At 65.1% G+C, this 23,560-nt stretch carries 23 protein-coding genes; 10 read left to right on the top strand and 13 right to left on the bottom strand.

Annotated features, from left to right (window positions below; all coding sequences use genetic code 11):
• The first annotated feature begins 209 nt into the window (after positions 1–209).
• The 9 genes from ACP4XC_RS02005 to ACP4XC_RS01965 all read left to right on the top strand — a co-directional run bounded on the left by ACP4XC_RS02005 (position 210) and on the right by ACP4XC_RS01965 (position 12,282).
• On the top strand, positions 210–560 hold the full coding sequence (locus tag ACP4XC_RS02005; RefSeq protein ID WP_427173223.1) for a bifunctional 3-phenylpropionate/cinnamic acid dioxygenase ferredoxin subunit: 351 nt from the start codon (positions 210–212) through the stop codon (positions 558–560).
• 96 nt (positions 561–656) lie between these two features.
• On the top strand, positions 657–1,622 hold the full coding sequence (gene purU / locus ACP4XC_RS02000; RefSeq protein WP_427173222.1) for a formyltetrahydrofolate deformylase: 966 nt from the start codon (positions 657–659) through the stop codon (positions 1,620–1,622).
• Positions 1,623–1,658: 36 nt separating this feature from the next.
• On the top strand, positions 1,659–4,166 hold the full coding sequence (locus ACP4XC_RS01995; protein ID WP_427173221.1) for a GcvT family protein: 2,508 nt from the start codon (positions 1,659–1,661) through the stop codon (positions 4,164–4,166).
• A gap of 61 nt (positions 4,167–4,227) precedes the next feature.
• Positions 4,228–5,970 (top strand): choline dehydrogenase, encoded by a 1,743-nt coding sequence (betA, locus tag ACP4XC_RS01990; protein ID WP_427173220.1) that lies wholly within the window; start codon positions 4,228–4,230, stop codon positions 5,968–5,970.
• Positions 5,967–7,508 (top strand): aldehyde dehydrogenase family protein, encoded by a 1,542-nt coding sequence (locus tag ACP4XC_RS01985; RefSeq protein ID WP_427173219.1) that lies wholly within the window; start codon positions 5,967–5,969, stop codon positions 7,506–7,508. The genes betA and ACP4XC_RS01985 overlap by 4 nt, the downstream gene beginning before the upstream one ends.
• A complete protein-coding gene (locus tag ACP4XC_RS01980; RefSeq protein WP_427173218.1) occupies positions 7,505–8,539 on the top strand; it encodes a quaternary amine ABC transporter ATP-binding protein in 1,035 nt (344 codons plus the stop codon). Before ACP4XC_RS01985 ends, ACP4XC_RS01980 begins: the two co-directional genes overlap by 4 nt.
• Positions 8,539–10,572, top strand: a complete 2,034-nt coding sequence (locus ACP4XC_RS01975) for an ABC transporter permease (RefSeq protein WP_427173217.1) — start codon at positions 8,539–8,541, stop codon at positions 10,570–10,572. Before ACP4XC_RS01980 ends, ACP4XC_RS01975 begins: the two co-directional genes overlap by 1 nt.
• A 50-nt stretch (positions 10,573–10,622) precedes the next feature.
• A complete protein-coding gene (locus ACP4XC_RS01970) occupies positions 10,623–11,606 on the top strand; it encodes an ABC transporter substrate-binding protein (protein WP_427173216.1) in 984 nt (327 codons plus the stop codon).
• A 154-nt stretch (positions 11,607–11,760) separates the two neighbouring features.
• Positions 11,761–12,282, top strand: coding sequence for an NUDIX domain-containing protein (locus ACP4XC_RS01965; RefSeq protein WP_427173215.1), 522 nt, complete (start codon positions 11,761–11,763; stop codon positions 12,280–12,282).
• A 19-nt stretch (positions 12,283–12,301) separates the two neighbouring features.
• Here the strand turns inward: ACP4XC_RS01965 and ACP4XC_RS01960 are convergent, their stop codons facing one another.
• The 12 genes from ACP4XC_RS01960 to ACP4XC_RS01905 form a co-directional block, all read right to left on the bottom strand.
• Positions 12,302–12,613 (bottom strand): hypothetical protein, encoded by a 312-nt coding sequence (locus tag ACP4XC_RS01960; RefSeq protein WP_427173214.1) that lies wholly within the window; start codon positions 12,611–12,613, stop codon positions 12,302–12,304.
• 73 nt (positions 12,614–12,686) lie between these two features.
• A complete protein-coding gene (locus ACP4XC_RS01955; protein WP_427173213.1) occupies positions 12,687–13,388 on the bottom strand; it encodes an SOS response-associated peptidase in 702 nt (233 codons plus the stop codon).
• Between the two features lie 37 nt (positions 13,389–13,425).
• A complete protein-coding gene (locus ACP4XC_RS01950; RefSeq protein ID WP_427173212.1) occupies positions 13,426–14,478 on the bottom strand; it encodes a HoxN/HupN/NixA family nickel/cobalt transporter in 1,053 nt (350 codons plus the stop codon).
• The gene (locus ACP4XC_RS01945) at positions 14,478–15,308 is read right to left on the bottom strand and encodes an urease accessory protein UreD (protein WP_427174982.1); all 831 of its coding nucleotides are present in this window, start codon (positions 15,306–15,308) and stop codon (positions 14,478–14,480) included. The genes ACP4XC_RS01950 and ACP4XC_RS01945 overlap by 1 nt, the downstream gene beginning before the upstream one ends.
• 149 nt (positions 15,309–15,457) lie before the next feature.
• Positions 15,458–16,075, bottom strand: coding sequence for an urease accessory protein UreG (gene ureG / locus ACP4XC_RS01940; RefSeq protein WP_427173211.1), 618 nt, complete (start codon positions 16,073–16,075; stop codon positions 15,458–15,460).
• Positions 16,076–16,087: 12 nt separating this feature from the next.
• Entirely contained in the window at positions 16,088–16,753 is a 666-nt protein-coding gene (locus ACP4XC_RS01935) for an urease accessory protein UreF (protein ID WP_427173210.1), read from the bottom strand.
• Positions 16,754–16,879: 126 nt separating this feature from the next.
• Positions 16,880–17,362 (bottom strand): urease accessory protein UreE, encoded by a 483-nt coding sequence (gene ureE, locus ACP4XC_RS01930; protein ID WP_427173209.1) that lies wholly within the window; start codon positions 17,360–17,362, stop codon positions 16,880–16,882.
• Positions 17,363–17,381: 19 nt separating this feature from the next.
• Positions 17,382–19,154 carry an urease subunit alpha gene (gene ureC, locus ACP4XC_RS01925; protein ID WP_427173208.1) on the bottom strand — a complete coding sequence of 591 codons (1,773 nt, stop codon included), beginning with the start codon at positions 19,152–19,154 and terminating at the stop codon, positions 17,382–17,384.
• A complete protein-coding gene (locus tag ACP4XC_RS01920; RefSeq protein WP_427173207.1) occupies positions 19,151–19,495 on the bottom strand; it encodes an urease subunit beta in 345 nt (114 codons plus the stop codon). Before ACP4XC_RS01920 ends, ureC begins: the two co-directional genes overlap by 4 nt.
• 10 nt (positions 19,496–19,505) lie before the next feature.
• Entirely contained in the window at positions 19,506–19,808 is a 303-nt protein-coding gene (locus tag ACP4XC_RS01915; protein ID WP_427173206.1) for an urease subunit gamma, read from the bottom strand.
• Between the two features lie 41 nt (positions 19,809–19,849).
• Complete coding sequence (locus ACP4XC_RS01910; RefSeq protein WP_427173205.1) at positions 19,850–20,500, bottom strand: DedA family protein; 651 nt, start codon at positions 20,498–20,500, stop codon at positions 19,850–19,852.
• A 120-nt stretch (positions 20,501–20,620) separates the two neighbouring features.
• The gene (locus tag ACP4XC_RS01905) at positions 20,621–20,791 is read right to left on the bottom strand and encodes a hypothetical protein (protein WP_427173204.1); all 171 of its coding nucleotides are present in this window, start codon (positions 20,789–20,791) and stop codon (positions 20,621–20,623) included.
• Positions 20,792–20,947: 156 nt separating this feature from the next.
• Between ACP4XC_RS01905 and ACP4XC_RS01900 the strand changes: the two genes are divergently transcribed.
• On the top strand, positions 20,948–21,925 hold the full coding sequence (locus ACP4XC_RS01900) for a cation diffusion facilitator family transporter (protein WP_427173203.1): 978 nt from the start codon (positions 20,948–20,950) through the stop codon (positions 21,923–21,925).
• A 78-nt stretch (positions 21,926–22,003) separates the two neighbouring features.
• On the opposite strand, the gene ACP4XC_RS01895 is transcribed toward ACP4XC_RS01900, so the two are convergent.
• Positions 22,004–23,344 (bottom strand): MFS transporter, encoded by a 1,341-nt coding sequence (locus ACP4XC_RS01895; protein WP_427173202.1) that lies wholly within the window; start codon positions 23,342–23,344, stop codon positions 22,004–22,006.
• Positions 23,345–23,560: the final 216 nt, after the last annotated feature.

The raw sequence follows: 23,560 nt of genomic DNA, 5'->3' as shown, positions 1-23,560 counted from the left end.
CGCTATATGCAACAGCGTGATCCATGCCACGGCCAGTGTCAAGGGTGCCTTCCGGGTAAGTCAAGGTGCCGAAACAGAGAAAAAAGTCCTTGACAAGCACTGTGACCTAAAGCACTGTGTTGCATATTGCGATTGCTGTTGTTTAGGACGGAACTCCATCCAACGGTCGCCGCACAGCCAAGGATCCCGAAACGAAAAAGAGGTCCCTCATGCACAAGGCATGCCCGCTCAGCGAACTTGCGCCAGGGGAAGCGCTGCGGCTCGATACCTCGCCGCCCATCGCCGTCTTTCATACCGAGGAGGGCGAGCTCTTCGCCATTGACGATACCTGCACCCACCAGGATGCATCCTTGGCAGATGGCTGGGTGGAGGACTGCTGGGTCGAATGCCCGCTCCACGCCTCCAGGTTCAACCTGCGCACGGGAAGTGTCGACGCCCCGCCAGCCAAACTGCCGGTCCGCTCCCACGGAGTCACAGTGATCGATGGCCACATCATGATCACCGAATCCGAAGAGGCCCCCAACCTACCCCCAGGGCTGACTGTGGACGGTCACCTCTAGCACCAGCCCATGAAGCCGGACAAAGGCTCGCTGCCCTGGTAATGAAACGCGCAGCGACGTCATCAAAGTTACGCCAGCAACTAGGAGAGCAACCCCGTGACCACAATCATTGAAAGCCGCCCGGCGGGTGCAGCGACGGCCGTATCGGGTGCAGCGACGGCCATCACGAAGAGCCGCGCGGTGAATTTCGTTCTCACCCTGGCCTGCCCCGAGCGGCCCGGCATCGTACGGGCAGTCACCGCTTTCCTGGCCGACCGAGGTTTCGACATCGTGGAGCATCAGCAGTTTGATGACCACGTCAGCGGCAACCTTTACCTGCGTACAGCCTTCACCGGCGGAGGTGATGAGCCCCTCGGTTTCGACCAGCTCAACCGCCGGCACACCAACACTGCAGCGGATCTCACCGCCGCCTTCGCACCGACAGCCAACGAATTCGGCATGGAATTCAGCATCCACGACGGCAAGCCCCAGCGGCTGCTGGTCATGGTCTCCAAATTCGGGCACTGCCTGAACGACCTGATCTTCCGCTGGCAGGCCGGCAGCCTGGGTGCGGAAATCGCCGTCGTGGTTTCCAACCACGAGGACCTGCGCGGCATGGCCGAAGCCGCCGGGCTGCCGTTCATCCATGTTCCGGTGACGCCCGGCACGAAACCGGAAGCCGAGGCGCGGCTGCTGGAACTCGTGGCCGAGTACGACGCCGATCTGGTGGTCCTGGCCCGCTACATGCAGGTGCTCTCCAACGATCTGTGCACCAGCCTGCGCGGCCGGGCCATCAACATCCACCACTCGTTCCTGCCCGGGTTCAAGGGCGCCAAGCCCTACCACCAGGCCTACGACCGCGGCGTGAAGCTTATCGGTGCCACAGCGCACTACGTCACCCCGGACCTCGATGAAGGGCCGATCATCGAGCAGGAGGTCTTCCGGGTGGACCACAGCCTGGATGCGGACGCCCTGGTGACGGTTGGCCGGGACGCCGAATCGCAGGCCCTGTCCCGGGCGGTCAAATGGCATTGCCAGCACCGTGTCCTGCTCAACAACACCCGCACCGTCGTATTCCGCTAACGCGAACGTCCGAGAAGTCAACCAGGAGAACCACTTATGAGCGAATCACCACGCGTCGTCATCATCGGCGCCGGCATCGTCGGCACCAACCTCGCGGACGAGCTCGCCACCCGCGGCTGGACCAACATCACGGTGGTGGAACAGGGACCACTGGAGCTGGCCGGCGGATCCACCTCGCACGCCCCCGGACTGGTCTTCCAGACCAACCCGTCCAAGACCATGACCGAGTTCGCCAGCTACACGGTCAACAAGCTGCTCTCCCTCAGCGCCGACGGAGTGCCCTGCTTCAACCAGCTGGGTGGCCTCGAGCTGGCCACCACCGAGTCCCGGCTGGAGGACCTCAAGCGCAAACTGGGGTACGCCACGTCCTGGGGCATCGAGGGCCGCATCATCGATCCCGACGAGTGCGAGAAGCACTACCCGCTGCTCACCACCGGTCCGCTTGGGGATGGCCGCGAAGTCCTCGGCGGCCTCTACGTTCCCACCGACGGCCTGGCCTCCGCGGCCCGCGCCGTCCAGCTGCTGATCACCCGCACCCGCGAAGCCGGCGTGACCTACCTCGGCTCCACCGCCGTCACGGGCATCGAACAGGCCGGCGGCAAGGTCACCGGCGTTGAAACGGCCGACGGCGTGATCCCGGCGGACATTGTGGTGTCCTGCGCCGGGTTCTGGGGCCGCGAGCTCGGCAAAATGGTGGGCATGCAGGTCCCGCTGCTGCCGCTCGCCCACCAGTACGTGAAGACAACGGCATTGCCGGAGCTGAAGGGCCGGAACGAGCTGCCCAACGGCGCCCGCCTGCCTATCCTCCGCTACCAGGACAAGGACCTGTACTTCCGCGAGCATGGCGACAGGATCGGCATCGGCAGCTACGCGCACCGCCCCCTGCCCGTGGACATGGCCCAGCTCCCCCGCGTGGGCGCGGAGGAGATGTCCGATCACCGGATGCCTTCCCGGCTGGACTTCACCATGGAGGATTTCCTACCCTCCTGGGAGGACAGCAAGGACCTCCTGCCGGCCCTGCGCGGAGCCCAGATCGAGGACGGCTTCAACGGCATCTTCTCCTTCACCCCGGACGGCGGCCCGCTGATGGGCGAGTCCCCCGACGTCGAGGGCTTCTTCGTGGCCGAGGCCGTCTGGGTGACCCACTCTGCCGGGGTGGCCAGGGCCATGGCCGAACTGCTCATCGAGGGCCAGTCCCACACCGACCTGCACGGCTGCGAGATCACCCGCTTCGAGAAGGTCCAGACCAGCGACCAGTACGTCAGCGAGACCTCCCAGCAGAACTTCGTGGAGATCTACGACGTCCTGCACCCGCTGCAGCCCAAGGAATCCCCGCGGGACCTGCGGGTGAGCCCGTTCAACGTCCGGCAGAAGGAGCTGGGCGCGTTCTTCCTGGAGTCCGCCGGCTGGGAGCGCCCGCACTGGTTCGAGGCCAACCGCGGTCTGCTGGCCGAGCTGCCGGCAGAATGGCAGGCGCCGGAGCGTGACGAGTGGTCCGCGATGTTCTCCTCCCCCATTTCCGCGGCCGAAGCGTGGAAGACGCGCACCGCCGTCGGGCTCTATGACATGACGCCGCTGAAGCGGCTGGCCGTCAACGGGCCGGGCTCCCAGGACCTGCTGCACCGGCTCAGCACCGGAAACATCACCAAAAAGCCCGGCGCCGTGACGTACTGCCTCCTGCTGGAGCACGACGGCGGCATCCGCAGCGACGTGACCGTCGCCCGGCTGGGCGAAGAGGACTTCCAACTCGGCGTGAACAGCAACGTGGACTTCGACTACCTGCGCGTCGAGGCCCGGAAGCAGTCGGCAGCCGAACCCGCCCGGTGGGTGCACGTCGCCGACATCACCGGCAGCACCTGCTGCATCGGGCTGTGGGGTCCACTGGCCCGTGAAGTGATCGCCAAGGTCAGCGCGGATGACCTCAGCAACGACGGCCTGAAATACTTCCGGACCAAGGAAATTTCGGTCGGAGGCATCCCCGTCACGGCCATGCGGCTCTCCTACGTCGGCGAACTCGGCTGGGAACTTTACACCACCGCAGAGTACGGGCTGCGGCTCTGGGACCTGCTGTACGAAGCCGGCCAGGAGCAGGGCATCGTCGCCGCCGGACGCGGCGCGTTCAACAGCATGCGGCTCGAGAAGGGCTACCGGCTGTGGGGCACGGACATGACCTCGGAGCACCACCCCTACCAGGCCGGCCTCGGCTTCTCGGTGGCCAAGGACAAGGCGGGCTTCGTGGGGGCGGAGGCCTTGGCGGCGCTGAAGGAGCGGCAGCCTGACAAGATACTGCGGTGCCTGACCGTGGACGACGGCACCTCCCTGGTCCTGGGCAAGGAGCCGGTGTACGTCAACGGCGAGGCCGCAGGGTACGTCACCAGCGCCGCCTACGGCTACTCGATCCGCAAGCCCCTCGCTTACGCCTGGCTGCCGGCTTCGGTTTCCGAGGGCGCGGCCGTGGAACTTGAGTACTTCGGCCGGCGCATCGCGGCAACGGTCACGGCCGAGCCGCTGTTCGATCCCGGGATGGAGCGGCTCCGCGGCTGAACCGGGACCCATCCGGGCCCTTCACACGACTCCCAGACCACGCACCAAGGAGATTTACCTGATGACGAACGAGAGCTACGACTACGTGATTGTCGGCGGTGGAAGCGCCGGATCCGTCCTGGCGGACAGGCTGAGCGCCGACGGCAAGAGCACCGTGCTGGTCCTGGAAGCAGGACGAAGCGACTACCCGTGGGACCTGTTCATCCAGATGCCCGCTGCCCTGACCTTCCCCAGCGGCAACAGGTTCTACGACTGGCAGTACCAGTCCGATCCCGAGCCGCACATGCGGGGCCGGCGGATCGCCCACGCCCGCGGCAAGGTCCTGGGTGGCTCCAGCTCCATCAACGGCATGATCTTCCAGCGCGGCAACCCGCTGGACTATGAGCGCTGGGGAGCCGACCCCGGGATGGAAACCTGGGACTTCGCCCACTGCCTGCCCTACTTCAAGCGCATGGAAACCGCCCTTGCCGCGGACCCGTCCGATGAGCTGCGCGGCCACGACGGTCCCCTGGTCCTGGAGCGTGGACCCGCCCGCAATCCCCTCTTTGGCGCCTTCTTCAAGGCGGCGCAGCAGGCGGGACACGCCAGGACCGACGACGTGAACGGCTACCGCCAGGAAGGGTTTGGCCCCTTCGACCGCAACGTCCACAAGGGCCAGCGCCTCTCGGCGTCGCGCGCTTACCTGCGGCCCCACCGGAAGCGGAAGAACCTCACCGTCCGCACCCGTGCCTTGGCGGCTAAGGTCAATTTCACCGGCACCACAGCCACCGGCGTCACCTACCGGCGAAACGGGCGCATGAGCACGGTCAACGCCAAAGAGGTGGTGCTGTGCGGCGGCGCCATCAACACTCCCCAGCTGCTGCAACTCTCCGGCGTGGGCGAGGCCAACCACCTGAAATCGCTGGGCATCAAGCCGGTGGTTGACCTTCCAGGAGTGGGCGAGAACCTGCAGGACCACCTCGAGGTGTACGTGCAGCACTCCTGCACCCAGCCGGTGTCCATGCAGCCCAACCTCAGCCTGTGGCGCTACCCGCTGATCGGCCTGCTGTGGCTCCTGGGACGCACCGGCCCCGCGGCCACCAACCACTTTGAGGGCGGCGGATTTGTCCGCTCCAACGAGGACGTCTCCTACCCCAACCTGATGTTCCATTTCCTGCCGGTGGCGGTTCGGTATGACGGCCAGAAGGCGGCTGCGAAGCACGGGTACCAGGTCCACGTGGGCCCCATGTACTCCGACGCCCGGGGCAGCCTGAAAATCACGTCGACGGACCCGTCAAAGCACCCCTCCATGCTGTTCAACTACCTCTCCACTGACCAGGACAAGCGCGAATGGGTCGAAGCCATCCGCGTCACGCGGGACATCCTGGACCAGCCCGCCCTGGCGCCATTCAGCGGAGGCGAGCTTTCACCTGGGCCGTCCGTGCAGACGGACGAGGAAATCCTGGAGTGGGTGGCCAAGGACGCCGAAACCGCCCTGCACCCGTCCTGCACGGCCAAGATGGGACCCGCCTCGGATCCCATGGCCGTGGTGGACCCGCTCACCATGAAGGTCCACGGCACCTCGGGCCTGCGGGTGGCCGATGCCTCCGCCATGCCGTACGTGACCAACGGCAACATCTACGCCCCGGTAATGATGCTCGCGGAAAAGGCCGCCGACCTGATCCTCGGACGGCAGCCCCTGCCGGCCCAGAAGGCCGACTTCTACCGGCACCGCTCAGCCGTGCCTGGCAACGCGGCGCTGGTTGCGGAGCCGGCGGAGACCGGTTCGGCCGCGGAGCCTGCCACAAGCCTGGGGCGGGCATGAACAGCATCCAGCTCTCCGAGACCCCGGGCGCGTCCACAACCGGAACGGTGCGCGGCGCCTATCTTAACGGCGGCTGGACGCCCACCTCGGGCGGTTCCACCAGGATCATCTCCTGCCCCGCCGACGGACGGACGGTGGCTGAAGTGGCGGAATGCACCGCCGCGGACGCGCAGGCGGCCGTCGCCAGCGCCCGCACGGCCTTTGACGAGGGGGTATGGCCGGGAACCAGCGAGAAGGAACGCGGCCAGGTGCTCCTCCGCACCGCGGACCTGCTGGAACGCGACAAAGCCGCCTACGCCAGGGCCGAGGCGCTGGACACCGGCAAACGCTACGTCGAAGCAGAATACGACATCGACGACGTCGCCGCCTGCTTCCGCTACTACGGGGGCATCGCGGGAACGGACGCCGGACGCGTGATCGACACCGGCGTTCCGGGAACGATCAGCCGGGTGGTGCACGCCCCAGTGGGCGTCTGCGCGCTCATCACCCCGTGGAACTACCCGCTCCTGCAGGCCTCCTGGAAAGTGGCGCCGGCCCTCCTGGCCGGCAACACCTTTGTCCTCAAACCCAGCGAGCTGACCCCGTCCACCTCAATCCTCCTGATGGACACGCTCCACGAGGCGGGACTGCCCGACGGCGTCGCGAACCTGGTGACGGGGATGGGGCCGGAGGTCGGAGCGGTTCTCAGCGAGGACCCCCGCGTTGACCTTGTCTCCTTCACCGGGGGCCTCGGGACGGGCAAAACAATCATGCGGGCGGCCGCTTCGACCGTGAAGCGGGTGGCCCTGGAGCTGGGGGGCAAGAACCCCAACATCGTTTTTGCAGACGCCAGCCGGGACGCCGCCATCGACAATGCCCTGACGGCCGTATTCCTGCACTCGGGCCAGGTCTGCTCGGCGGGAACCAGGCTGCTGGTGGAGGAATCGATCCATGACGAGGTGGTGGCGGAACTGGTCCGCCGCGCCGGGGCGATCCGGCTTGGCGGACCCTTCGATGAGCGGGCCGAAACCGGGCCGTTGATCTCCGCCGCGCACCGCGAAAAGGTGCATGCCTACGTTCAGGCGGGCGTCGCCGAGGGCGCCACGCTGCTGTGCGGCGGCTACATCCCCCGCACCGGGCCGCTGGGCGTCGGAAATTACTATCCGCCCACAATCCTGGACGGGTGCCGCAGCGGAATGCAGGTGGTGCGCGAGGAATCATTCGGCCCCGTGCTCACGGTGGAGACCTTCACCACCGAACAGGAAGCTGTTCGGCTCGCCAATGACACGGTGTACGGGCTGGCCGGTGCGGTGTGGACCTCGGACGCCTCCCGCGCCCAGCGGGTAGCCGGCGGAATGCGGCACGGAACGGTCTGGATCAACGACTACCACCCCTACGTTCCGCAGGCCGAATGGGGCGGCTTCGGCCAGTCCGGCAACGGCCGCGAACTGGGCCTCCAGGGCCTGGCGGAGTACCGCGAAACCAAACACCTCTGGCAAAACATCGATCCCAAGCCCAGCCACTGGTTCGAGCCCGCAGAGGCAGGAGAACAGCAATGAACAGTCCCGACATCTCAGTGCGCAATCTTTGGAAAGTCTTCGGACCCGGAGGCGAAAAGATCCCCAACAATCCTGAACTCTCAGCCCTGAACTCCGCCGAACTGCTGGAACGCACCGGTTGCGTGGCCGCGGTCCGCAACCTGAGTTTCGACGTCGCCAAGGGCGAGGTCTTTGTGGTCATGGGACTTTCGGGGTCCGGCAAATCCACTCTCATCCGCTGCCTGACGCGCCTGATCGAACCCACCTCGGGGCAGGTCCTGGTGGACGGCAAGGATGTCCTACAGGCCGGCACCGCGGAACTTCGCGAACTGCGCCGCCGCAAGATGTCCATGGTGTTCCAGCACTTCGGCCTCCTCCCCCACCGCACCGTGCTGGACAACGTCTCCTACGGCCTGCAGATCCGCGGCTCGGCCAAGAACGAGCGCTATGCCCGCTCGCGGGAAATCATCGAGCTCGTGGGCCTGAAGGGATACGAACAGCACTTCCCCGACCAGCTCTCCGGCGGAATGCAGCAGCGCGTAGGGCTGGGGAGGGCCCTTGCCGGCGATCCGGACACCATCCTTTTCGACGAACCGTTCTCCGCATTGGATCCGCTGATCCGCCGGGACATGCAGGCCGAGATCATCCGCCTGCACAGGGACATGGGCAAGACCATGGTCTTTGTCACCCACGACCTTTCCGAAGCCTTGAAACTGGGCGACCGCATCCTGATCATGCGCAACGGTGAGACGGTACAGTGCGGCACCGGCGATGACCTGGTGGGCTCCCCTGCGGACCAGTACATCGAGGACTTCGTGTCCGAGGTCCCCCGCGCCGATGTGCTGACCCTGAAATGGATCACCCGTCCGGTGGCAAGCGGCACGCCGGCAGACGCCCCGATACTGAGCTCCACCACCATCATCCGCGACGCGATCCCCACCGTGATGAATTCCTCCTGCCCGGTCCTGGTAGAAGACGCCGGGAAGATCACGGGCCAGATCGACCGCGACAGCATCCTCTCGGTGCTGCGCAGTCGGGAAGTGGCGGCCTAATGTCCACCCTCGTCCGTGACAGAGCCCCGGTACAGACCGGCGGCATCCCCCTCCGTGAACCCCGCCGCAAGCCCAGCCGGCGAACGGTGCTGCTGGCTGGCGCCGGGGCGCTCTGGCTGTTGGGCTTCCTGGTCCTGCACGGCGTCGCCACCCTGACGCTGCCCGCCTCGGAGTTGACCGACATGCACCGCTCCCTCAACCAGTTCAATGCCTGGGTGGCGGCCAACCGCGGCGACAACCCCGTCTTCCTGTTCATACTTTCCCCGCTGCGGGCCGCCGTCGATGCCGTGGCAAACGTGTTCATCACGATTTTCGCTGCCAGCTCCACCGGACTGCGCCTCCCGGAAATTGGCTGGCTGGGGACGGTGGGACTGCTGAGCTGGATCGCCTACGCTGTGGGGAATGCCCGGGTGGCCCTGCTCACCGCGGCAGTCTTCATCTTCTTCGGCCTGCAGGGGCTCTTCGTTGAAGCCTCATACACCTTCGCCCTGGTGATCACGGCGGTGCTGCTGACCCTGCTGATCGGCATCCCCGCCGGCGTCCTGGCAGGAGTGAACGGAGCCGTGGCGAAAGCCGTGACGCCCGTGCTGGACTTTATGCAAACCCTTCCCACTTTCGTGTATCTGGCTCCGCTGGCCCTGATCTTCCTGATCGGCCCGGCGTCCGCCGTCATTGCCACCGTGATCTACGCGGCGCCTCCGGTGATCCGCCTGACCGCGCACGGCATCCGGTGCATCCCGGCGGACACCCGCGAGGCGTCGGACTCGCTGGGAACCACCGGCATCCAGCGGCTCCTCACCCTCCAGTTGCCCATGGCCCGCCGCACCATCGTGATGGGCATCAACCAGACCACCATGGCCGCACTGTCCATGGTCACCATCGCGGCGCTCATCGCCGCTCCCGGGCTGGGCCAGGTGGTGGTCCGGGCGCTGCAGTCGCTCGACGTCGGAACGGCGGTAAACGCCGGGCTGTCCATCGTCCTGCTGGCCATTGTGCTGGACCGGGTCACCACGGCGGCCAGCCAGCGGGCAGAACCTGGAGCCCGCCAGCGGAGCAGGATCTCCCGGCGCACCCGGCTGGTCCTCCTGGGCGTCACGCTGGTGCTTGCGGTGGTCATGGTGCAACTGTCCCGCACCATGCTCTGGGCCGCGGCTTTCCCGAAGGACGTCAACATCGGGCCCTCGATCATCAGCGGAGTATCCGCCGCCAGCGAATGGCTGCAGACCCACCTGTCCCTGTTCACCGTCTCATTCCGCGAGGGGGTCACCACCGGCATCCTCAACCCTTTCCAGTCCCTCCTCACCGACACGCCGTTCTTTGTCCTCATCGCCGTGATCGCCCTGGCCGCATACGCCATCGCCGGCTGGAAACTTGCCGCCCTGACCACATTCTGCCTTGCCGTGATCATCTTCCTCGGGCTGTGGAGCGATGCCATGGTGACGCTGGCCGGAACCTTGGTGGCAACGGCCGTGGTGATGGTCCTGGGCGTGGTGTTCGGCGTGGCGATGGGCAGGTCCAACCGGATCGACCAGTTCATGCGGCCCATGCTTGACGCCGGCCAGACCATGCCCGCCTTCGTGTACCTGGTCCCGTTCCTGGGACTCTTCGGAGCAACCCGGTTCACGGCGATCGTGGCGGGGATCATCTACGCCGCCCCGGTGGCCATCAAGATCACCGCCGATGGCATTGCCGCGATCTCCCCCACCGTGGTGGAGGCCGCCATTTCCAGCGGTTCAACCCCCTGGCAGGTCATCACCAAGGTGCAGCTTCCCATGGCCCGGCAGTCCCTTGCACTGGCCGCCAACCAGGGCCTCATCTACGTCCTCGCCATGGTGGTGGTGGGCGCCCTCGTGGGAGCCGGCGGCCTTGGTTATGACGTGGTGGCCGGGTTCGTCCAAAGCTCGCTCTTCGGCAAGGGCCTTGCCGCAGGCCTTGCCATCGTCTTCCTGGGCATCCTCCTGGACCGCATGACGCAGGCTGCCGCCGCCACCCCGATACGGAAGATTCCTTCGTCCGACGCCCCCGCAACCTAACCATCAAACCGCATGCTCTCCACCCCGCCCCCGAACAAGGAGATGTACCCATGATCAGAACCGGACAGCTAATAAAACGAACTATTCCCACCATGGCGGGAGCCCTCGCGGCGGGCCTGCTGCTGGCCGGCTGCGGCGGCGCCTCGGTAAATCAGGTGGCGGCGGCCACAGGCGCGGCGGCCCAAGCCCCGTGCGGAAGCGTGAATGTGGCGCTTAACGCCTGGGTGGGCTACACCGCGAACGCTGCCGTCTACAGCTACGTGGCCAAGAACAAGCTCGGCTGCACCGTGGTTCAAAAGGACCTTTCGGAGCAGATCGCCTGGCAGGGCTTCAGTTCCGGCGAGGTGGACGTCGTGATCGAAAACTGGGGACATGATGATCTGGCGAAGCAGTACATCACCGACCAGGCTGTGGCCGTCGATGCCGGACCCACCGGCAATGAAGGCCACATCGGCTGGTACGTACCACCATGGATGGCGGCAAAGTACCCGGACATCACGGACAGCAAGAACCTGAACAAGTACGCCTCCTTGCTGAAGACCTCCGAGTCCGGGGGCAAGGGCCAGGTGCTGGACGGCGACCCGGCGTTCGTCACCAACGACGAGGCCCTGGTGAAAAACCTCGGGCTTGACTACAAGGTGGTCTTCTCCGGCTCGGAAGCGGCCCTCATCCAGTCCTTCCGCACTGCCGAGAAGAACAAGACGCCGTTGCTGGGCTACTTCTACGAGCCGCAGTGGTTCCTCTCCGAAGTTCCGCTGGTGAAGGTAAACCTGCCGAAGTGGACGCCGGGCTGCGACACGGACGCTGAGAAGGTGGCCTGCGACTACCCCGATTACAAGCTGAACAAAATCATTTCCAAGAAGTTCGCCGACAGCGGTTCACCGGCCGCCAAGCTGGCGAAGGCGTTCAAGTGGACCAATGAGGACCAGAACTCCGTTGCCACGGATATCCAGGGGGGGATGACGCCGGAAGCCGCGGCCAAGAAGTGGGTTGACGCCCACCCCCAGGTGGTGGACGGCTGGCTCAAGTCCTAGCCAGCTGCCGGTTATAGCGAAGCGGGCGTGTCCTCCGGGGCATGCCCGCTTCTTCGTGATCTCCCGGATTTAATTTCACCCATGGAAGACCGGAGCTCACACCCGGCAGGAAAAGCATGCAGTGGCCCGGGATACCCTTGGATAAGGAGGGCAGATGACGGTTCGGAGTGCGGGCATCCTGCTGTACCGGCGGGGTGGAACAGCGCCACTGCAGGTATGGATAGCCCATATGGGTGGCCCGTTCTGGGCCCGTAAAGACGCTCATGCCTGGTCCATCCCCAAGGGCGAATTCCCCGAAGACGAGGACGCCCTTGTTGCCGCCCGGCGTGAGTTCTCAGAGGAAATGGGCACGCCCGCGCCGGCCGCGCACTACATCCCGCTGGGCACTTTCCGCCAGCCCTCGGGCAAGCTGATCACAGTATTCGCGGCCGAGTGCGACTTTCAGCCGGCACGGATCGTGAGCAACACCTTTTCGCTGGAGTGGCCGAAAGGGTCGGGCATCATCCGCAACTACCCGGAAATCGACTACGCCGCGTGGATTGAGGAGTCGGAAGCCCGCATCAAGTTGGTCCGTGGCCAGCTCCCAATTCTCGACGCACTTCTGCGCCACCTCCAGGATCCCGGCGCGGATGCACCCGCGGAGCAGACGCGCAAGGGGGAAGGCCTGGCGGACTAGGCCCAGGGCGGACGGCTGCCTAACGGTTGATGGAAATTACCCGAACGGTCACTCCGGCCAGGACCACGGCGATGCCCAGGACGATCAGGGTCCATGTTGGACCCTCAGCGGAAGCGATACTTTGGTAACACTGGCCTGCGACCCCGGAGCCCCTCCGGAGCGAATCGAACAGCTCAGCCTCACGGCTCTGCGGTATTAGCGGGCTGCCACAGAGACGGCCGACTTTCTGCAAGCCGACAGTCAGGCCGACGACGTAGATAGCGAATCCGGCCAGGACCGACCAGATCCAGCGATGCGGCGGCCTGGGACCCTGCTGCACGGTACCTTCCATGTCTCTCCCTTGGAAAACGTAAGTTATGCAGGCAAGCCTATCGGCCCGAAACATCCACCACCGCTCACCAGGCTCACGCGGGCTCGATCAGGTCCGGGCCGTTGTTGCGGACGGAGTTGACCTTCTCCGTCACCACGCGCGGTGTCAGCACGGCTTCGGGGATGGCCTCCAGCATGTCCTTCACGTCGTCTTTTGAGGTGGTCCGGGGGTCCAGCCAGGCGTCGAATAAGTCGCTGGGCACAATGACCGGGGCGCGGTCGTGGACGTGGCCCATGGAATCGCGCGCCGTGGTGGTCAGGACGGTGAAGCTCAGCAGCCATCGGTGCGGATCGTCCGGCGGAAGGGACGGGTCCGGCCAGAACTCATAGAGTCCCGCAAACGCCAGCAGGTCATCCTTGTCTGAATGGAGGAAGTACGGGATCTTCTTCCCGTCCGGTGTCTTCTCCCACTCGTAGTAGCCTTCTGCCGGAACCAGTGCACGCCGTTTGACCGCCGCCTTCCGGAAGGCGGGCTTGTCGAGGATGGTTTCGCTGCGCGCGTTGATCAGCCGGGAGCCGATCTTGGTGTCGTTGGCCCATGAGGGCACCAGGCCCCAGCGTGCAATCAACAGCCGGCGTTCCGGGCCGTCGTCGGACTCTCTCTCGGCAATGATCGGCATGTCATCGGTGGGGGCGACGTTCCAGCTCGGCGGCGGCGCCGTTCCCTCGGCCTCGTCGGCGTGGAAATAGCTCAGGAGATCGCCCGTTGCCCGTGACATCACGTATCTGCCGCACATGCCACCATTCTGCCCCAGGACTTCGGCATTCGGGAGGCTACGGGCGCGGCGCGCGGCTCCTCTGCCGCTCCAGCACGGCGGCCAATGCCCACACCGCAAGCAGGAGTCCCACCAGCAGCAGGCCGGCGTCGCCCAGATCGACGGACCTGAGCCACAGCGTCAAGGGATCGTGCATGTCGAAGGCCGCGTTGAGGAATCCGGCCAGGGTGATGACCGAAACAAGAAGCGCCGATCCGGCCGAAATCCCCGTGATCAGTGCGTTGAACCCGAGCTTCCGGCGGGGATCGTGAAGGGCGGATTTGTACATCCGCATCATTGCCACACCGTTGAGCGAATCGCACAGGGTCATGGCCGCCGCGAAGGCGAAGGGCAATGCCAGGAGCGCCAGCGGCGATACCCCTGCGAGGGAGGCCGCCGTTGTCATCACCAACAGGCCGATGGTGGTGGCGGTATCGAACCCCAGCCCGAACACGAAGCCAATCACGAAAATATTGCGTGGATGCTGGACCCGCGACAGCGGCCGGGCAAGCAGCCGGGCCACGGCCCCCTTCGTTTCAAGGTCTTCCAGCGAGATGCTGGCACCGGTGCGGGCGCTCCGGTAGAGCTGGGCTGCCCGCAGAAAGGCGGAGCCATTGAAGATTCCCATCATCAGCAGGAACAGCCCGGAAACCCCGCTCCCGATGAGTCCCAGCACCAGGTTCCCGGGGTTCCCTTCCTCCATCAGCCGGCCAATGAGGGTTGCTCCTGACACCACCAGCGCACCGGCCAGGACCACCACCGAGCTGTGCCCCAGACTGAACGCGAACCCAATGCTGACGGGGTCGCGCCGCTGGGCCACGAACCTCCGCGTGGAGTTGTCGATCGCGGCGATATGGTCCCAGTCGTAGCTGTGCTTGACTCCCGCCAGATAAGCCGCCAGGACCAGTCCCAGCGCGAGCGGCTGACCTGCCGCGGTGGTGCTGGTCAGGAGGAGGACCACGACGGCGGTGTGCAGCGCGGTTACCGCGCCGAACGTCCACGACAGCCTGGCCCGCACTGACAGATGTTCGCGGCGACGGTACAGCACGGCGAGTTCTGTCAGCGAGGTCATCAGTGTTTCCTCAAATTCATGGGTTCCTGACCATTCCAATTGTGGCGCAACAGGGCGGTGCATGCACCCAGCAATCGGTTGAGCTCTTCGGTGTTGTGAGCGAGCGAGCGCAGGACCAGGCCAGTGCTGCCGGCAACGGACCGGGTGAGCGAAATACCGGTGTAGGCGTCATAGCCGGAGGTGATCGCATGCAGTTGGTCGGCGAGCGCTTGATTCACGCGAGGGTCCACCACCACCAGCGAGCCCAGGTGGCTGCAGCCCTCCATGAAGCCCATCCCCGTGACGTCGCCCAGGGGTGGCCGGATGAGCACGTTGTCCAGTGCCAGCAGTTCTGTGGCCGCATCGGTTTGCACGTGGATTTCCGTGCGCAGCCGCAGTTCCTCGTACTTGAAAGCCGCCCCATCGGGAGACCATCCCGGCGTGATGACTTCGGCCATTACCAGGCTCGACGACGGCCGCATGGTGATGTGCGTGTTCTGCCGGTAGCTGGCCTCCCGGTAGGCAATCAGCTGGTCCGGAGCCAGCTCCAGCCGCGCCCGCTCCCCCAGTTTGAGCACCATCCGTTGCTCGGCGAAGGACCCCGGAGTCCGGTAGATCTTCGTGGCGGACTGGGTGGTCAGCAATAACGCCGCACCGTCCCCCACCTCCACGTCAATAAGGTAGAGATCAGCCCCGAGATAAGCACCGCCGGGGTTCACAAGCACGTAGCAAACCTGCCCCGACTCATCCAGGTAATGCGGCCGCAATATTCTCAAGGCGCCCCGATGGAACTGATGCGCGGCCACCGATCGTCCAGCCCGTTCCTCGATGCGTAGGTCGAGTTCCCCCATAGGTTCCCGGGCGCTCCCGTTGGCTCCGGCGGCTTCACCGGATATGGGGCCGTGCCCGCTTCGCGGTGCCCGCCAGGCCGCGGCCCCAAAATCCGGCCTCGCCGCCTCAGCGATCCTGCCGTCGGAAGCTTTGGCCAGAGGGACCGTGCTCATGGCGCCAGGTCGAGCATCAGGACATCGCGCCGCACCCATTCGATGACTCGTTCCAGCCCTTCGTCGGTTTTCAGGTTGGTGAAGCAGAAGGGTTTGTCGCCCCGGAATTCCTTCGAGTCCCGCTCCATGATTGAGAGGTCGGCACCCACATGGGGGGCGAGGTCGGTCTTGTTGATGATGAACAGATCGGACTTGATCATGCCTTGGCCGGCCTTGCGGGGGATCTTTTCGCCCTGCGCCACGTCGATGATGTAGATGGAGAAGTCCACCAGCTCGGGGCTGAACGTGGCGGAAAGGTTGTCCCCGCCGGATTCGACGAAGATCACCTGCAGATCCGGGTGCCGCCTCTTGAGCTCCTCGATGGCCGCCGTGTTCATCGAGGTGTCTTCGCGAATGGCCGTGTGCGGGCAGCCGCCGGTTTCGACGCCGATAATCCGGTCTTCCGGCAGGATCCCGTTGGCTGCCAGGATTTTGGCGTCCTCGATCGTGTAGATGTCGTTGGTGATGGCGGCCATGGAGATCTCCCGGCTCATGTGCCGGGTCAGCCGCTCCACAAGCTGGGTTTTGCCGGCGCCAACCGGTCCGCCGATGCCGATCTTGATGGGTTCAGACATTCTGTCCTCCTGCTAGCTCATGAACATGCGGGCGCGTTGCCGCTCGTGCCGCATCTGCGAGATTTCCAGTCCGGGGCTGACGGCCCCGAAGTCGTCCGGCGTCAGGCGGCCGATCCGCCCGACAGCGGCAGCGACGTCGTCGGCCGCGTTCCGCAGCAGCCGCTGGCCGGCGTTCTGCCCCAGCGGAATCGCGCGGACGGCGTTCTGGGTCAGTGAGGTGACGGCGGCAAAGAGGTACGCGGCCAGCGCCTCCGTATGCGGCACCCCCAGGGAACGGGCGACGACGGCGAACGCCAGCGGCTGGTGGCCGGCGGCGCCGCCCTCAGTAACCAGCGCCCGATATGCCGTGAGTTCCGGGGAAGGGAAAGCCTCGGACCCGATCTCCAAAAGCCGATTCCCCATTTTGGTACTCGCCTCCCGCAGCTGGCGCGGCAGGAGCTGCGCGGTGAGCAGGCAGTCCAGCTCCGCCACCGGAACACCCTCATAAAGGAACCTGAGGGCCAGGCCGTCGGAGTACGTCAGCTGCTGCCCCACAAAGGCGGAGAGCCACACCCCGAAGCTCGCCTCATCATGAACCAGGCCGCGCTCAATGTAAGTTTCGAAGCCAAGCGAGTGCGCAAAGGCTCCGGTGGGCAACGCGGAATCAGTCAGCTGCTGCAGGGCCAATTGATAATGCATCACCGGGTGTCCTCAATGGCGAGATCGCAAGCCGCCGACCCGGATCTGGGGGCTGCGGTGTGGGGGGCACCGCGAGGCGGGCACAGCCCCAAATCCGGGGCGGTGCCCCTGCCGCGGGAGAGGAAACTAGTGGCTGTGTTCGGCATGGCGGAAGGGGACGGGCATCACGCGTTCCTGGCGGTCGTATGGCACTCCGACGTGTTTGAGGTAGTCCTCCACGGTGTGGTCGTACTGGCAGACCATCACGTCGGCCCCGTAGTCCGAGGAGGCCTCGAAGAACTGGGCCTGCAAGTGCCGGTTGCCCAGGGAATGCGCCACCACGCCCATCTCGTGGATGGTCCGCGGAGCGATTACCAGGACGTCCGTGGGCAGAACGGACACCACGATCATGTTGGCGTCGGCCACATGCAGGATGTCGCCGTCGCGCAGATCCCCGGATCCGGCGGGAAGCCGGATGCCCAGTTCCTGGCCGTGGTCCGTGGTGACGCGCTGGATGCGTTTGACCAGCTGGGCGCTGGGCAGCACCACCTTTTCCTTGTGCAGCCCAAAGTAGGGGTCCGGCCCGGGCGGAAGTTCGTGCAGGTTGCCCAGGATCTTCTCGATAATCATGTTGCTCTGCTCCTGGAGCCTAGAAGAGGAAATAGCGCTGTGCCATCGGCAGCACATCCGAGGGTTCGCAGGTGACGTCCTCACCGTCCACCGTCACCTTGTAGGTTTCCGGGTCCACCTCGATCCGGGGGGTTGCGTCGTTGTACTTCAGGTCCGCCTTGGTGAGGTTGCGGATTCCCGATACCGGCCGGACGATCTTCTCCAGGCCGAGCTCCTTGGGCACCCCGGCCTCGATGGCTGCCTTGGACATGAACGTGATGGAGGACTGCTGCAGCGCCTTGCCATAGGCGGCGAACATGGGCCGCATGGTACGCGGCTGCGGGGTGGGGATGGAGGCGTTGGCGTCGCCCATGAGGGCATAGGCAATCTGGCCACCCTTGAGCACAAGTTCAGGCTTGACCCCGAAGAACGCCGGGTCCCACAGCACCAGGTCCGCGAACTTTCCTTCCTCCACCGAGCCGATAAAGTCCGCCATGCCTTGGGCGATGGCCGCGTTGATGGTGTACTTCGCCACGTAGCGCTTGAGGCGGAAGTTGTCGCTTTCAGCCCCGGAGCCGTTGGGGGCGCCGTGCGCCCCGGCTGCGCTCTCACCCCGTGGATCCTTCAGCACGCCACGCTGCTTTTTCATCTTGTCCGCCACCTGCCAGGTGCGGGTGATCACCTCGCCCACCCGGCCCATGGCCTGGGAATCCGAGGACGTGATAGCGAAAACCCCCATGTCCTGCAGGACGTCCTCCGCGGCGATGGTTTCGGCGCGGATGCGGGAATCGGCGAAGGCCACGTCCTCGGGAATATCCGGGTTCAGGTGGTGGCACACCATCAGCATGTCCAGGTGCTCTTCGATGGTGTTCCGCGTGTACGGGAGCGTGGGGTTGGTGGAGGCGGGCAGCACGTTGGGGAGCCCGGCGATCTTGATGATGTCCGGGGCATGGCCGCCGCCGGCGCCTTCGGTGTGGAACGTGTGGATCACGCGGCCGTCGATCGCCCGGATAGTGTCCTCCACAAAACCGCACTCGTTCAGGGTGTCGGTGTGGATGGCCACCTGGACGTCGAATTCGTCGGCAACCTTCAGTGAGGTGTCGATCGAGGAGGTGGTGGCTCCCCAGTCCTCGTGGACCTTGAGGCCGATCGCGCCGGCACGGATCTGCTCGGCCAGGGGCTCGACGGCGGACGCGTGGCCCTTGCCTAAAAGGCCCATGTTGATGGGGAGACCTTCGGCCGCCTGCAGCATCCGCTGGATGTGCCATTTGCCCGGTGTGACGGTGGTGGCCTTGGTGCCCTCGGCGGGTCCGGTGCCGCCGCCCACCATGGTGGTGACGCCGCTGCACAGGGCGGCGGGAACCTGGTCCGGCGAGATGAAGTGGATGTGGGTGTCCACCCCGCCGGCGGTGAGGATCTTCCGCTCCCCGGCGATGATCTCGGTGCTCGCCCCGATCACGATGTCCACCGCGTCGGTGATCTGCGGATTGCCCGCCTTGCCGATCCGGAGAATGTGGCCGTCCTTGATTGCGACGTCGGCTTTGTAGATGCCGGTGTAGTCGAGGATGACGACGTTGGTGATGACGGTGTCCGGGACGGCTCCCCCTTGGACGTCACCGTCCCGGGTCACCTGGCCATTCTGGCCCATGCCGTCGCGAATCACCTTGCCGCCGCCGAACACCACCTCCTCGCCGTACACGGTGAGGTCCTTCTCGATCTCAAGGAACAGCTCAGTGTCCGCCAGGCGGATGGCGTCACCCGTCGTTGGGCCGTACAGATCCGAGTACTGCTTCCGGGATAGTTCGAAACTCACTGTGCTCCCCCTCCTGCGGCGGCGGGAGCCCCGTCGTCGAGCTTTCCGTTAACCGCGTTACTGAGTCCGTGGACCTCGCGGCTGCCCGCGAGGTCGATCAACCGGACGGTTCGCCGGTCCCCCGGTTCGAACCGTGCCGCGGTGCCGGCCGGGATGTCCAGCCGGCGGCCGCGGGCAGCCTGCCGGTCAAACTCCAGGGCCCGGTTCGCTTCGGCAAAGTGATAATGCGAGCCCACCTGGACGGGCCGGTCGCCGGTATTCATAACCACGACGTCGATCGCGTCGCGGTCCGCGTTAAGCACAAGCGGTTCACTGCGGAGGATGTATTCGCCTGGAATCATCTTTCTGCCCCTAGCGGATGGGATCGTGGACGGTAACAAGCTTGGTGCCGTCGGGAAAGGTGGCTTCGATCTGGACGTCATGGATCATTTCCGGCACGCCTTCCATCACGTCCTCGCGCGAGAGCAGGGTGGTCCCGTAGCTCATGAGCTCGGCCACGGTGCGGCCGTCCCGCGCGCCTTCGATCAATTCATAGCTGATGATGGCCACGGCCTCGGGGAAATTCAGCTTAAGTCCGCGGGACTGGCGGCGGCGGGCCAAGTCGGCCGCAACCACGATCATGAGCTTTTCCTGCTCTCGGGGCAACAGATGCATCAGAGATCCCTTCCACACGTTTTGTGAATACAGTAGGCCGGTCAGGTTTCCGTGAGATTTCCGGAGTCCTTGGACGCAGGCTCCTCGGACTCCCCCACGTAGCGCCGGCGGATACGCCAAATGACAAGAACCGCCGCCGCCACCGCAAACCCCACGACGGTGGCCGCACTCCCCACGATGTGGGCCATTTGCTCGTATAGGTTCCCGGCGGCGAAGCCCAGGCTTACAAAGGCTGTCCCCCACAGCACACCCCCCGTGATATTCCACAGGGCGAAGCGCCGGTACGGCATGGCACTGAGCCCGGCGAGGGCAGGCATGACGGCCCGGAAGAAAGCCGTAAACCGTCCAAAGAGAACCGCCGGGCCGCCCTTTCGCCGGAGGAACTCCCTGGCGCTGTTCAGCTGTGCCCGTTTGCGGTCCAGCAGCCGCCAGCGGATCAACCGGGGACCCAGATGCTTTCCGATCTCGTAGCCCACGGTGTCCCCCAGAATGGCAGCGGACACCACCACACCGACCATCACCACCAGCGGAATACCGCCCCTGCCGCTGATGACTCCGCCCACCACTGCCGCGGTTTCCCCAGGGATAACGAAACCAATGAAGAAGGCGTCCTCCGCAAACACGAGGGCGAACACAACGCAGGCCACCAGCACGGGGCTGGCGTTGAGGAGTCCGTCGAAGAAGGCCTGCATCCGAATAGTGTCGCAGTTCCGCGGGCGCTCGTCAGCGCGGCCGGCCCGGATCAGGCGCGGGCTTACTCTTGCCTGACGATGTCGACCGAGATCTCCAACGCCGGAACCGTTCCCCTGTTCTCAAGCCAGTGGGTGGTGTCCTTGTCCTCCGAAGACGCCTCCCGGCGCGATGGTCACCATGCGCATCCGAAGCTGGCGCCCTGCCATTCCCTCGATCTCAGGACCAAGGTCAACCGTTGCCAGTAACTCCGCCGTAACACCCTTTGTCTCAGGTTCCTCGTCGTTGCTCATCGTGCTCTCCTCTCTGCACTTCCAAGGGCTAACGTTCGACCTGCAACCAGGACGAGCTGACCTCCTGGTTGAACCGTCCGAGGCCGCGTCATTGAACCATAGACCTGGCACCCAACATGACGCCACAAGGAGAACTTCTTGGGTACGGTGGGCTTCATGGCCAACGAAACCGAACAACGATCCAGTTCAAGCCTGGTCACCGTGATCATCGCGTTTGCAGTGAACACGCTCGTTGCGCTGGCGAAAACCGTCGCCGCGCTCATCACGGGATCGGCTTCCATGACGGCGGAGGCGGCCCACTCGTGGGCGGATACCGGCAACCAGATCCTGCTTCTCGTCGCGGAAAAGAAGTCATCGAAGCGGCGCGACCATGCCCACCCGATGGGGTACGGCCGGGAAGCCTACGTGTGGTCGATGATCGCCGCTTTCGGGTTGTTCACGGCAGGTGCCGTGGCTTCGATCACCCACGGCATCCAGCAGCTCTTCGAACCGGAGGCCGCCGGTGACTTCACAGTGGCCTACATTGTCTTGGCGGTGGCCTTCGTCTTCGAGAGCGTGTCCTTTTTTCAGGCTTTCCGCCAGGCGCGGAAAGCGGCCCGGGAGCTCGAGAGGCACACCCTCGAGCAGGTACTGAAAAGCTCCGACCCCACGTTGCGCGCCGTCTTCGCCGAGGACAGTGCCGCCCTGATCGGCCTGGTCATTGCCTTCGCGGGCATCTTCCTGCACCAGGTCACGGGATCTCCGATTCCGGACGCTGTGGGCTCGATCCTGGTGGGGCTCCTGCTGGCCGTCGTCGCCGTCGTACTGATCGAGCGGAACCGCCGCTTCCTGGTGGGCCAGGGCGTGACCCCCGACATTGAGCAGGCCATGGCATCGCGGGTACTGGATCACGCCGAAATTGAGCGGCTGACGTATCTGCACCTGGAATTCGTGGGGCCGCGCAAGCTGTACCTCGTGGCGGCTGTGGATATGAAAGGCGATCATCCCGAGCACGAGGTTGCGTTGGCGCTCCGCCGGGTGGAACGTGACCTGGAGGACCACGATCTTGTCGAAGAAGCCGTGCTGACGCTCGCCACCTCCGATGAAAAGAGCCTGAGCTTCGGACTCGATGCTTCCCGCCCAGCCAGCGGTTAGGGCGGTTGGCCAGCGGTTAAGGGGAGGCCAAATGCGGCGGCAGCCCGTCGCCGGGCTGCCGCCCTCATATGCGGCGCGTCAGCTGGCCGTTGCCGCTTCCTTGACCTTCAAGGGCTCGATCTTGCCCATGACAAACAGGTAGTTGGCGGCGCCAACCAGGGACACCGCCCCGATTACGGCCAGGGGCGCCACGTAGGATCCGGTCTGGTCCACCAGTACGCCGATGAGGACCGGGGTGAAGATCCCGGCCAGGTTTGAGGCGAAGTTCTGCAGGCCGCCGATGGAGCCGACGTGCTTGGAGCTGGGCGCGACATCCGCGGGCAGGGACCAGATGCCGGTGGCTGCCACCGTAAGGCTCGAGTACGCGATGGACAGCAGCGCCAGGGCCATCCAGGCCTCCGGCACCAGGGCCGCAAACATGATCACAGAGCCCCCGGCCAGACCACCGGCAATGGCCGTCTTTCGGACTTTAGTCACTGAGGCTCCGCGCTGCACGGCACGGTCGGCCAGGTAGCCTCCGAGCCAGCCGCAAGCCACAGCACAGATACCCGGGATCGCACCAAAGAAGCCGAGCTTGAGCAGGTCGAAGCCGCGCTCCTTGACCAGGTAGCTCGGGAAGAATGTGATGAAGAAGTAGATGGCGCTGTTCAGGCAGAAGAAGCCGAACATCATGCTCAGGATGGTGCGGTACCTGAACAGGGCACGCCACGGAAGCTTTGCCGCGCCGGCGTCGTCGTTGGCTTCGCCTCGAGCGCCGCCTTCTGCGATGTAGGCCAGCTCGGCCGCATTGGCCTTGGGGTGCTCCTGCGGGTTCCGGTAGACCTTCCACCACACCGCGGCCCAGATGATGCCGGCAACGCCGATAATGATGAAGACGGCATGCCAGGAGGTCATGGCCACAATCATCGTGACAATGGGCAGCGCGATCACAGCGCCCACGCGTGATCCCGAGTCCCAGATGCTGGTGGCAAACGCCCGTTCGCGGACCGGGAACCAGGTGGCCACCACCTTGGCGGAGGTGCTGGGGGCCGGGCTCTCGCCCACGCCCAGCAGGAACCGGGCCGCAAAAAGAGACCAGAACCCGCGGGACATTGCCGTGGCCATGGTGAAGACCGACCACCAGAGGGCGGCCAGGGTGAATGACCGCCGCGGTCCCACCTTGTCCACATACCACCCGGCTGCCAGCTGGCAGAAGTCGTATGCCCAGAAGAAGGCCGCGAAGATGAGGCCCTGCTGCGTCGCCGAGAGCTCGAAATCCTTGCCCATAAACGGCAAGGCGACACTGAGGCTTGAGCGGTCCAGGTAGTTGATGCTCAACCCGATGAAGGCGAGCCAGATGATGACCCAGCGGGTGCGGGTCATGCCGCGGGGTGGCTTGGAGGAGGATTGGGGGGCGAGCTTACTTCCGAGCGCAGTCATGCGGTCTCCTTCGACGTAAACATGGCTTTGGGGCGCGTTGGGCACCGGCCGGCGGGAAGACGCCGAAGATATCGGCGCCAAAATCATATAGGAATCTGGTTAATCATATAGAAAATGAGATGCGGATCAAGCCTTAGGACAAAAATCCTCCAGACCCCGGCGCCGCGCCCGGTGGAATATGATTCCCCCAGCGACTCCAACCCCAACCATCCCTAA

Source organism: Arthrobacter sp. 92 (assembly GCF_050260325.1).
GTDB lineage: Bacteria > Actinomycetota > Actinomycetes > Actinomycetales > Micrococcaceae > Arthrobacter.
This window is presented reverse-complemented; position numbering and strand designations above follow the sequence as displayed.

What these genes read in the sequence shown, in the direction of transcription:
- ACP4XC_RS02005 (WP_427173223.1), top strand. Translation starts at nt 210, where the DNA reads ATGCACAAGGCATGCCCGCTCAGCGAACTTGCGCCAGGGGAAGCGCTG.
- ACP4XC_RS01995 (WP_427173221.1), top strand. Translation starts at nt 1,659, where the DNA reads ATGAGCGAATCACCACGCGTCGTCATCATCGGCGCCGGCATCGTCGGC.
- betA (WP_427173220.1), top strand. Translation starts at nt 4,228, where the DNA reads ATGACGAACGAGAGCTACGACTACGTGATTGTCGGCGGTGGAAGCGCC.
- ACP4XC_RS01985 (WP_427173219.1), top strand. Translation starts at nt 5,967, where the DNA reads ATGAACAGCATCCAGCTCTCCGAGACCCCGGGCGCGTCCACAACCGGA.
- ACP4XC_RS01980 (WP_427173218.1), top strand. Translation starts at nt 7,505, where the DNA reads ATGAACAGTCCCGACATCTCAGTGCGCAATCTTTGGAAAGTCTTCGGA.
- ACP4XC_RS01975 (WP_427173217.1), top strand. Translation starts at nt 8,539, where the DNA reads ATGTCCACCCTCGTCCGTGACAGAGCCCCGGTACAGACCGGCGGCATC.
- ACP4XC_RS01970 (WP_427173216.1), top strand. Translation starts at nt 10,623, where the DNA reads ATGATCAGAACCGGACAGCTAATAAAACGAACTATTCCCACCATGGCG.
- ACP4XC_RS01965 (WP_427173215.1), top strand. Translation starts at nt 11,761, where the DNA reads ATGACGGTTCGGAGTGCGGGCATCCTGCTGTACCGGCGGGGTGGAACA.
- ACP4XC_RS01960 (WP_427173214.1), bottom strand. Translation starts at nt 12,613, where the DNA reads ATGGAAGGTACCGTGCAGCAGGGTCCCAGGCCGCCGCATCGCTGGATC.
- ACP4XC_RS01955 (WP_427173213.1), bottom strand. Translation starts at nt 13,388, where the DNA reads ATGTGCGGCAGATACGTGATGTCACGGGCAACGGGCGATCTCCTGAGC.
- ACP4XC_RS01950 (WP_427173212.1), bottom strand. Translation starts at nt 14,478, where the DNA reads ATGACCTCGCTGACAGAACTCGCCGTGCTGTACCGTCGCCGCGAACAT.
- ACP4XC_RS01945 (WP_427174982.1), bottom strand. Translation starts at nt 15,308, where the DNA reads ATGGGGGAACTCGACCTACGCATCGAGGAACGGGCTGGACGATCGGTG.
- ureG (WP_427173211.1), bottom strand. Translation starts at nt 16,075, where the DNA reads ATGTCTGAACCCATCAAGATCGGCATCGGCGGACCGGTTGGCGCCGGC.
- ACP4XC_RS01935 (WP_427173210.1), bottom strand. Translation starts at nt 16,753, where the DNA reads ATGCATTATCAATTGGCCCTGCAGCAGCTGACTGATTCCGCGTTGCCC.
- ureE (WP_427173209.1), bottom strand. Translation starts at nt 17,362, where the DNA reads ATGATTATCGAGAAGATCCTGGGCAACCTGCACGAACTTCCGCCCGGG.
- ACP4XC_RS01920 (WP_427173207.1), bottom strand. Translation starts at nt 19,495, where the DNA reads ATGATTCCAGGCGAATACATCCTCCGCAGTGAACCGCTTGTGCTTAAC.
- ACP4XC_RS01915 (WP_427173206.1), bottom strand. Translation starts at nt 19,808, where the DNA reads ATGCATCTGTTGCCCCGAGAGCAGGAAAAGCTCATGATCGTGGTTGCG.
- ACP4XC_RS01910 (WP_427173205.1), bottom strand. Translation starts at nt 20,500, where the DNA reads ATGCAGGCCTTCTTCGACGGACTCCTCAACGCCAGCCCCGTGCTGGTG.
- ACP4XC_RS01905 (WP_427173204.1), bottom strand. Translation starts at nt 20,791, where the DNA reads ATGAGCAACGACGAGGAACCTGAGACAAAGGGTGTTACGGCGGAGTTA.
- ACP4XC_RS01900 (WP_427173203.1), top strand. Translation starts at nt 20,948, where the DNA reads ATGGCCAACGAAACCGAACAACGATCCAGTTCAAGCCTGGTCACCGTG.
- ACP4XC_RS01895 (WP_427173202.1), bottom strand. Translation starts at nt 23,344, where the DNA reads ATGACTGCGCTCGGAAGTAAGCTCGCCCCCCAATCCTCCTCCAAGCCA.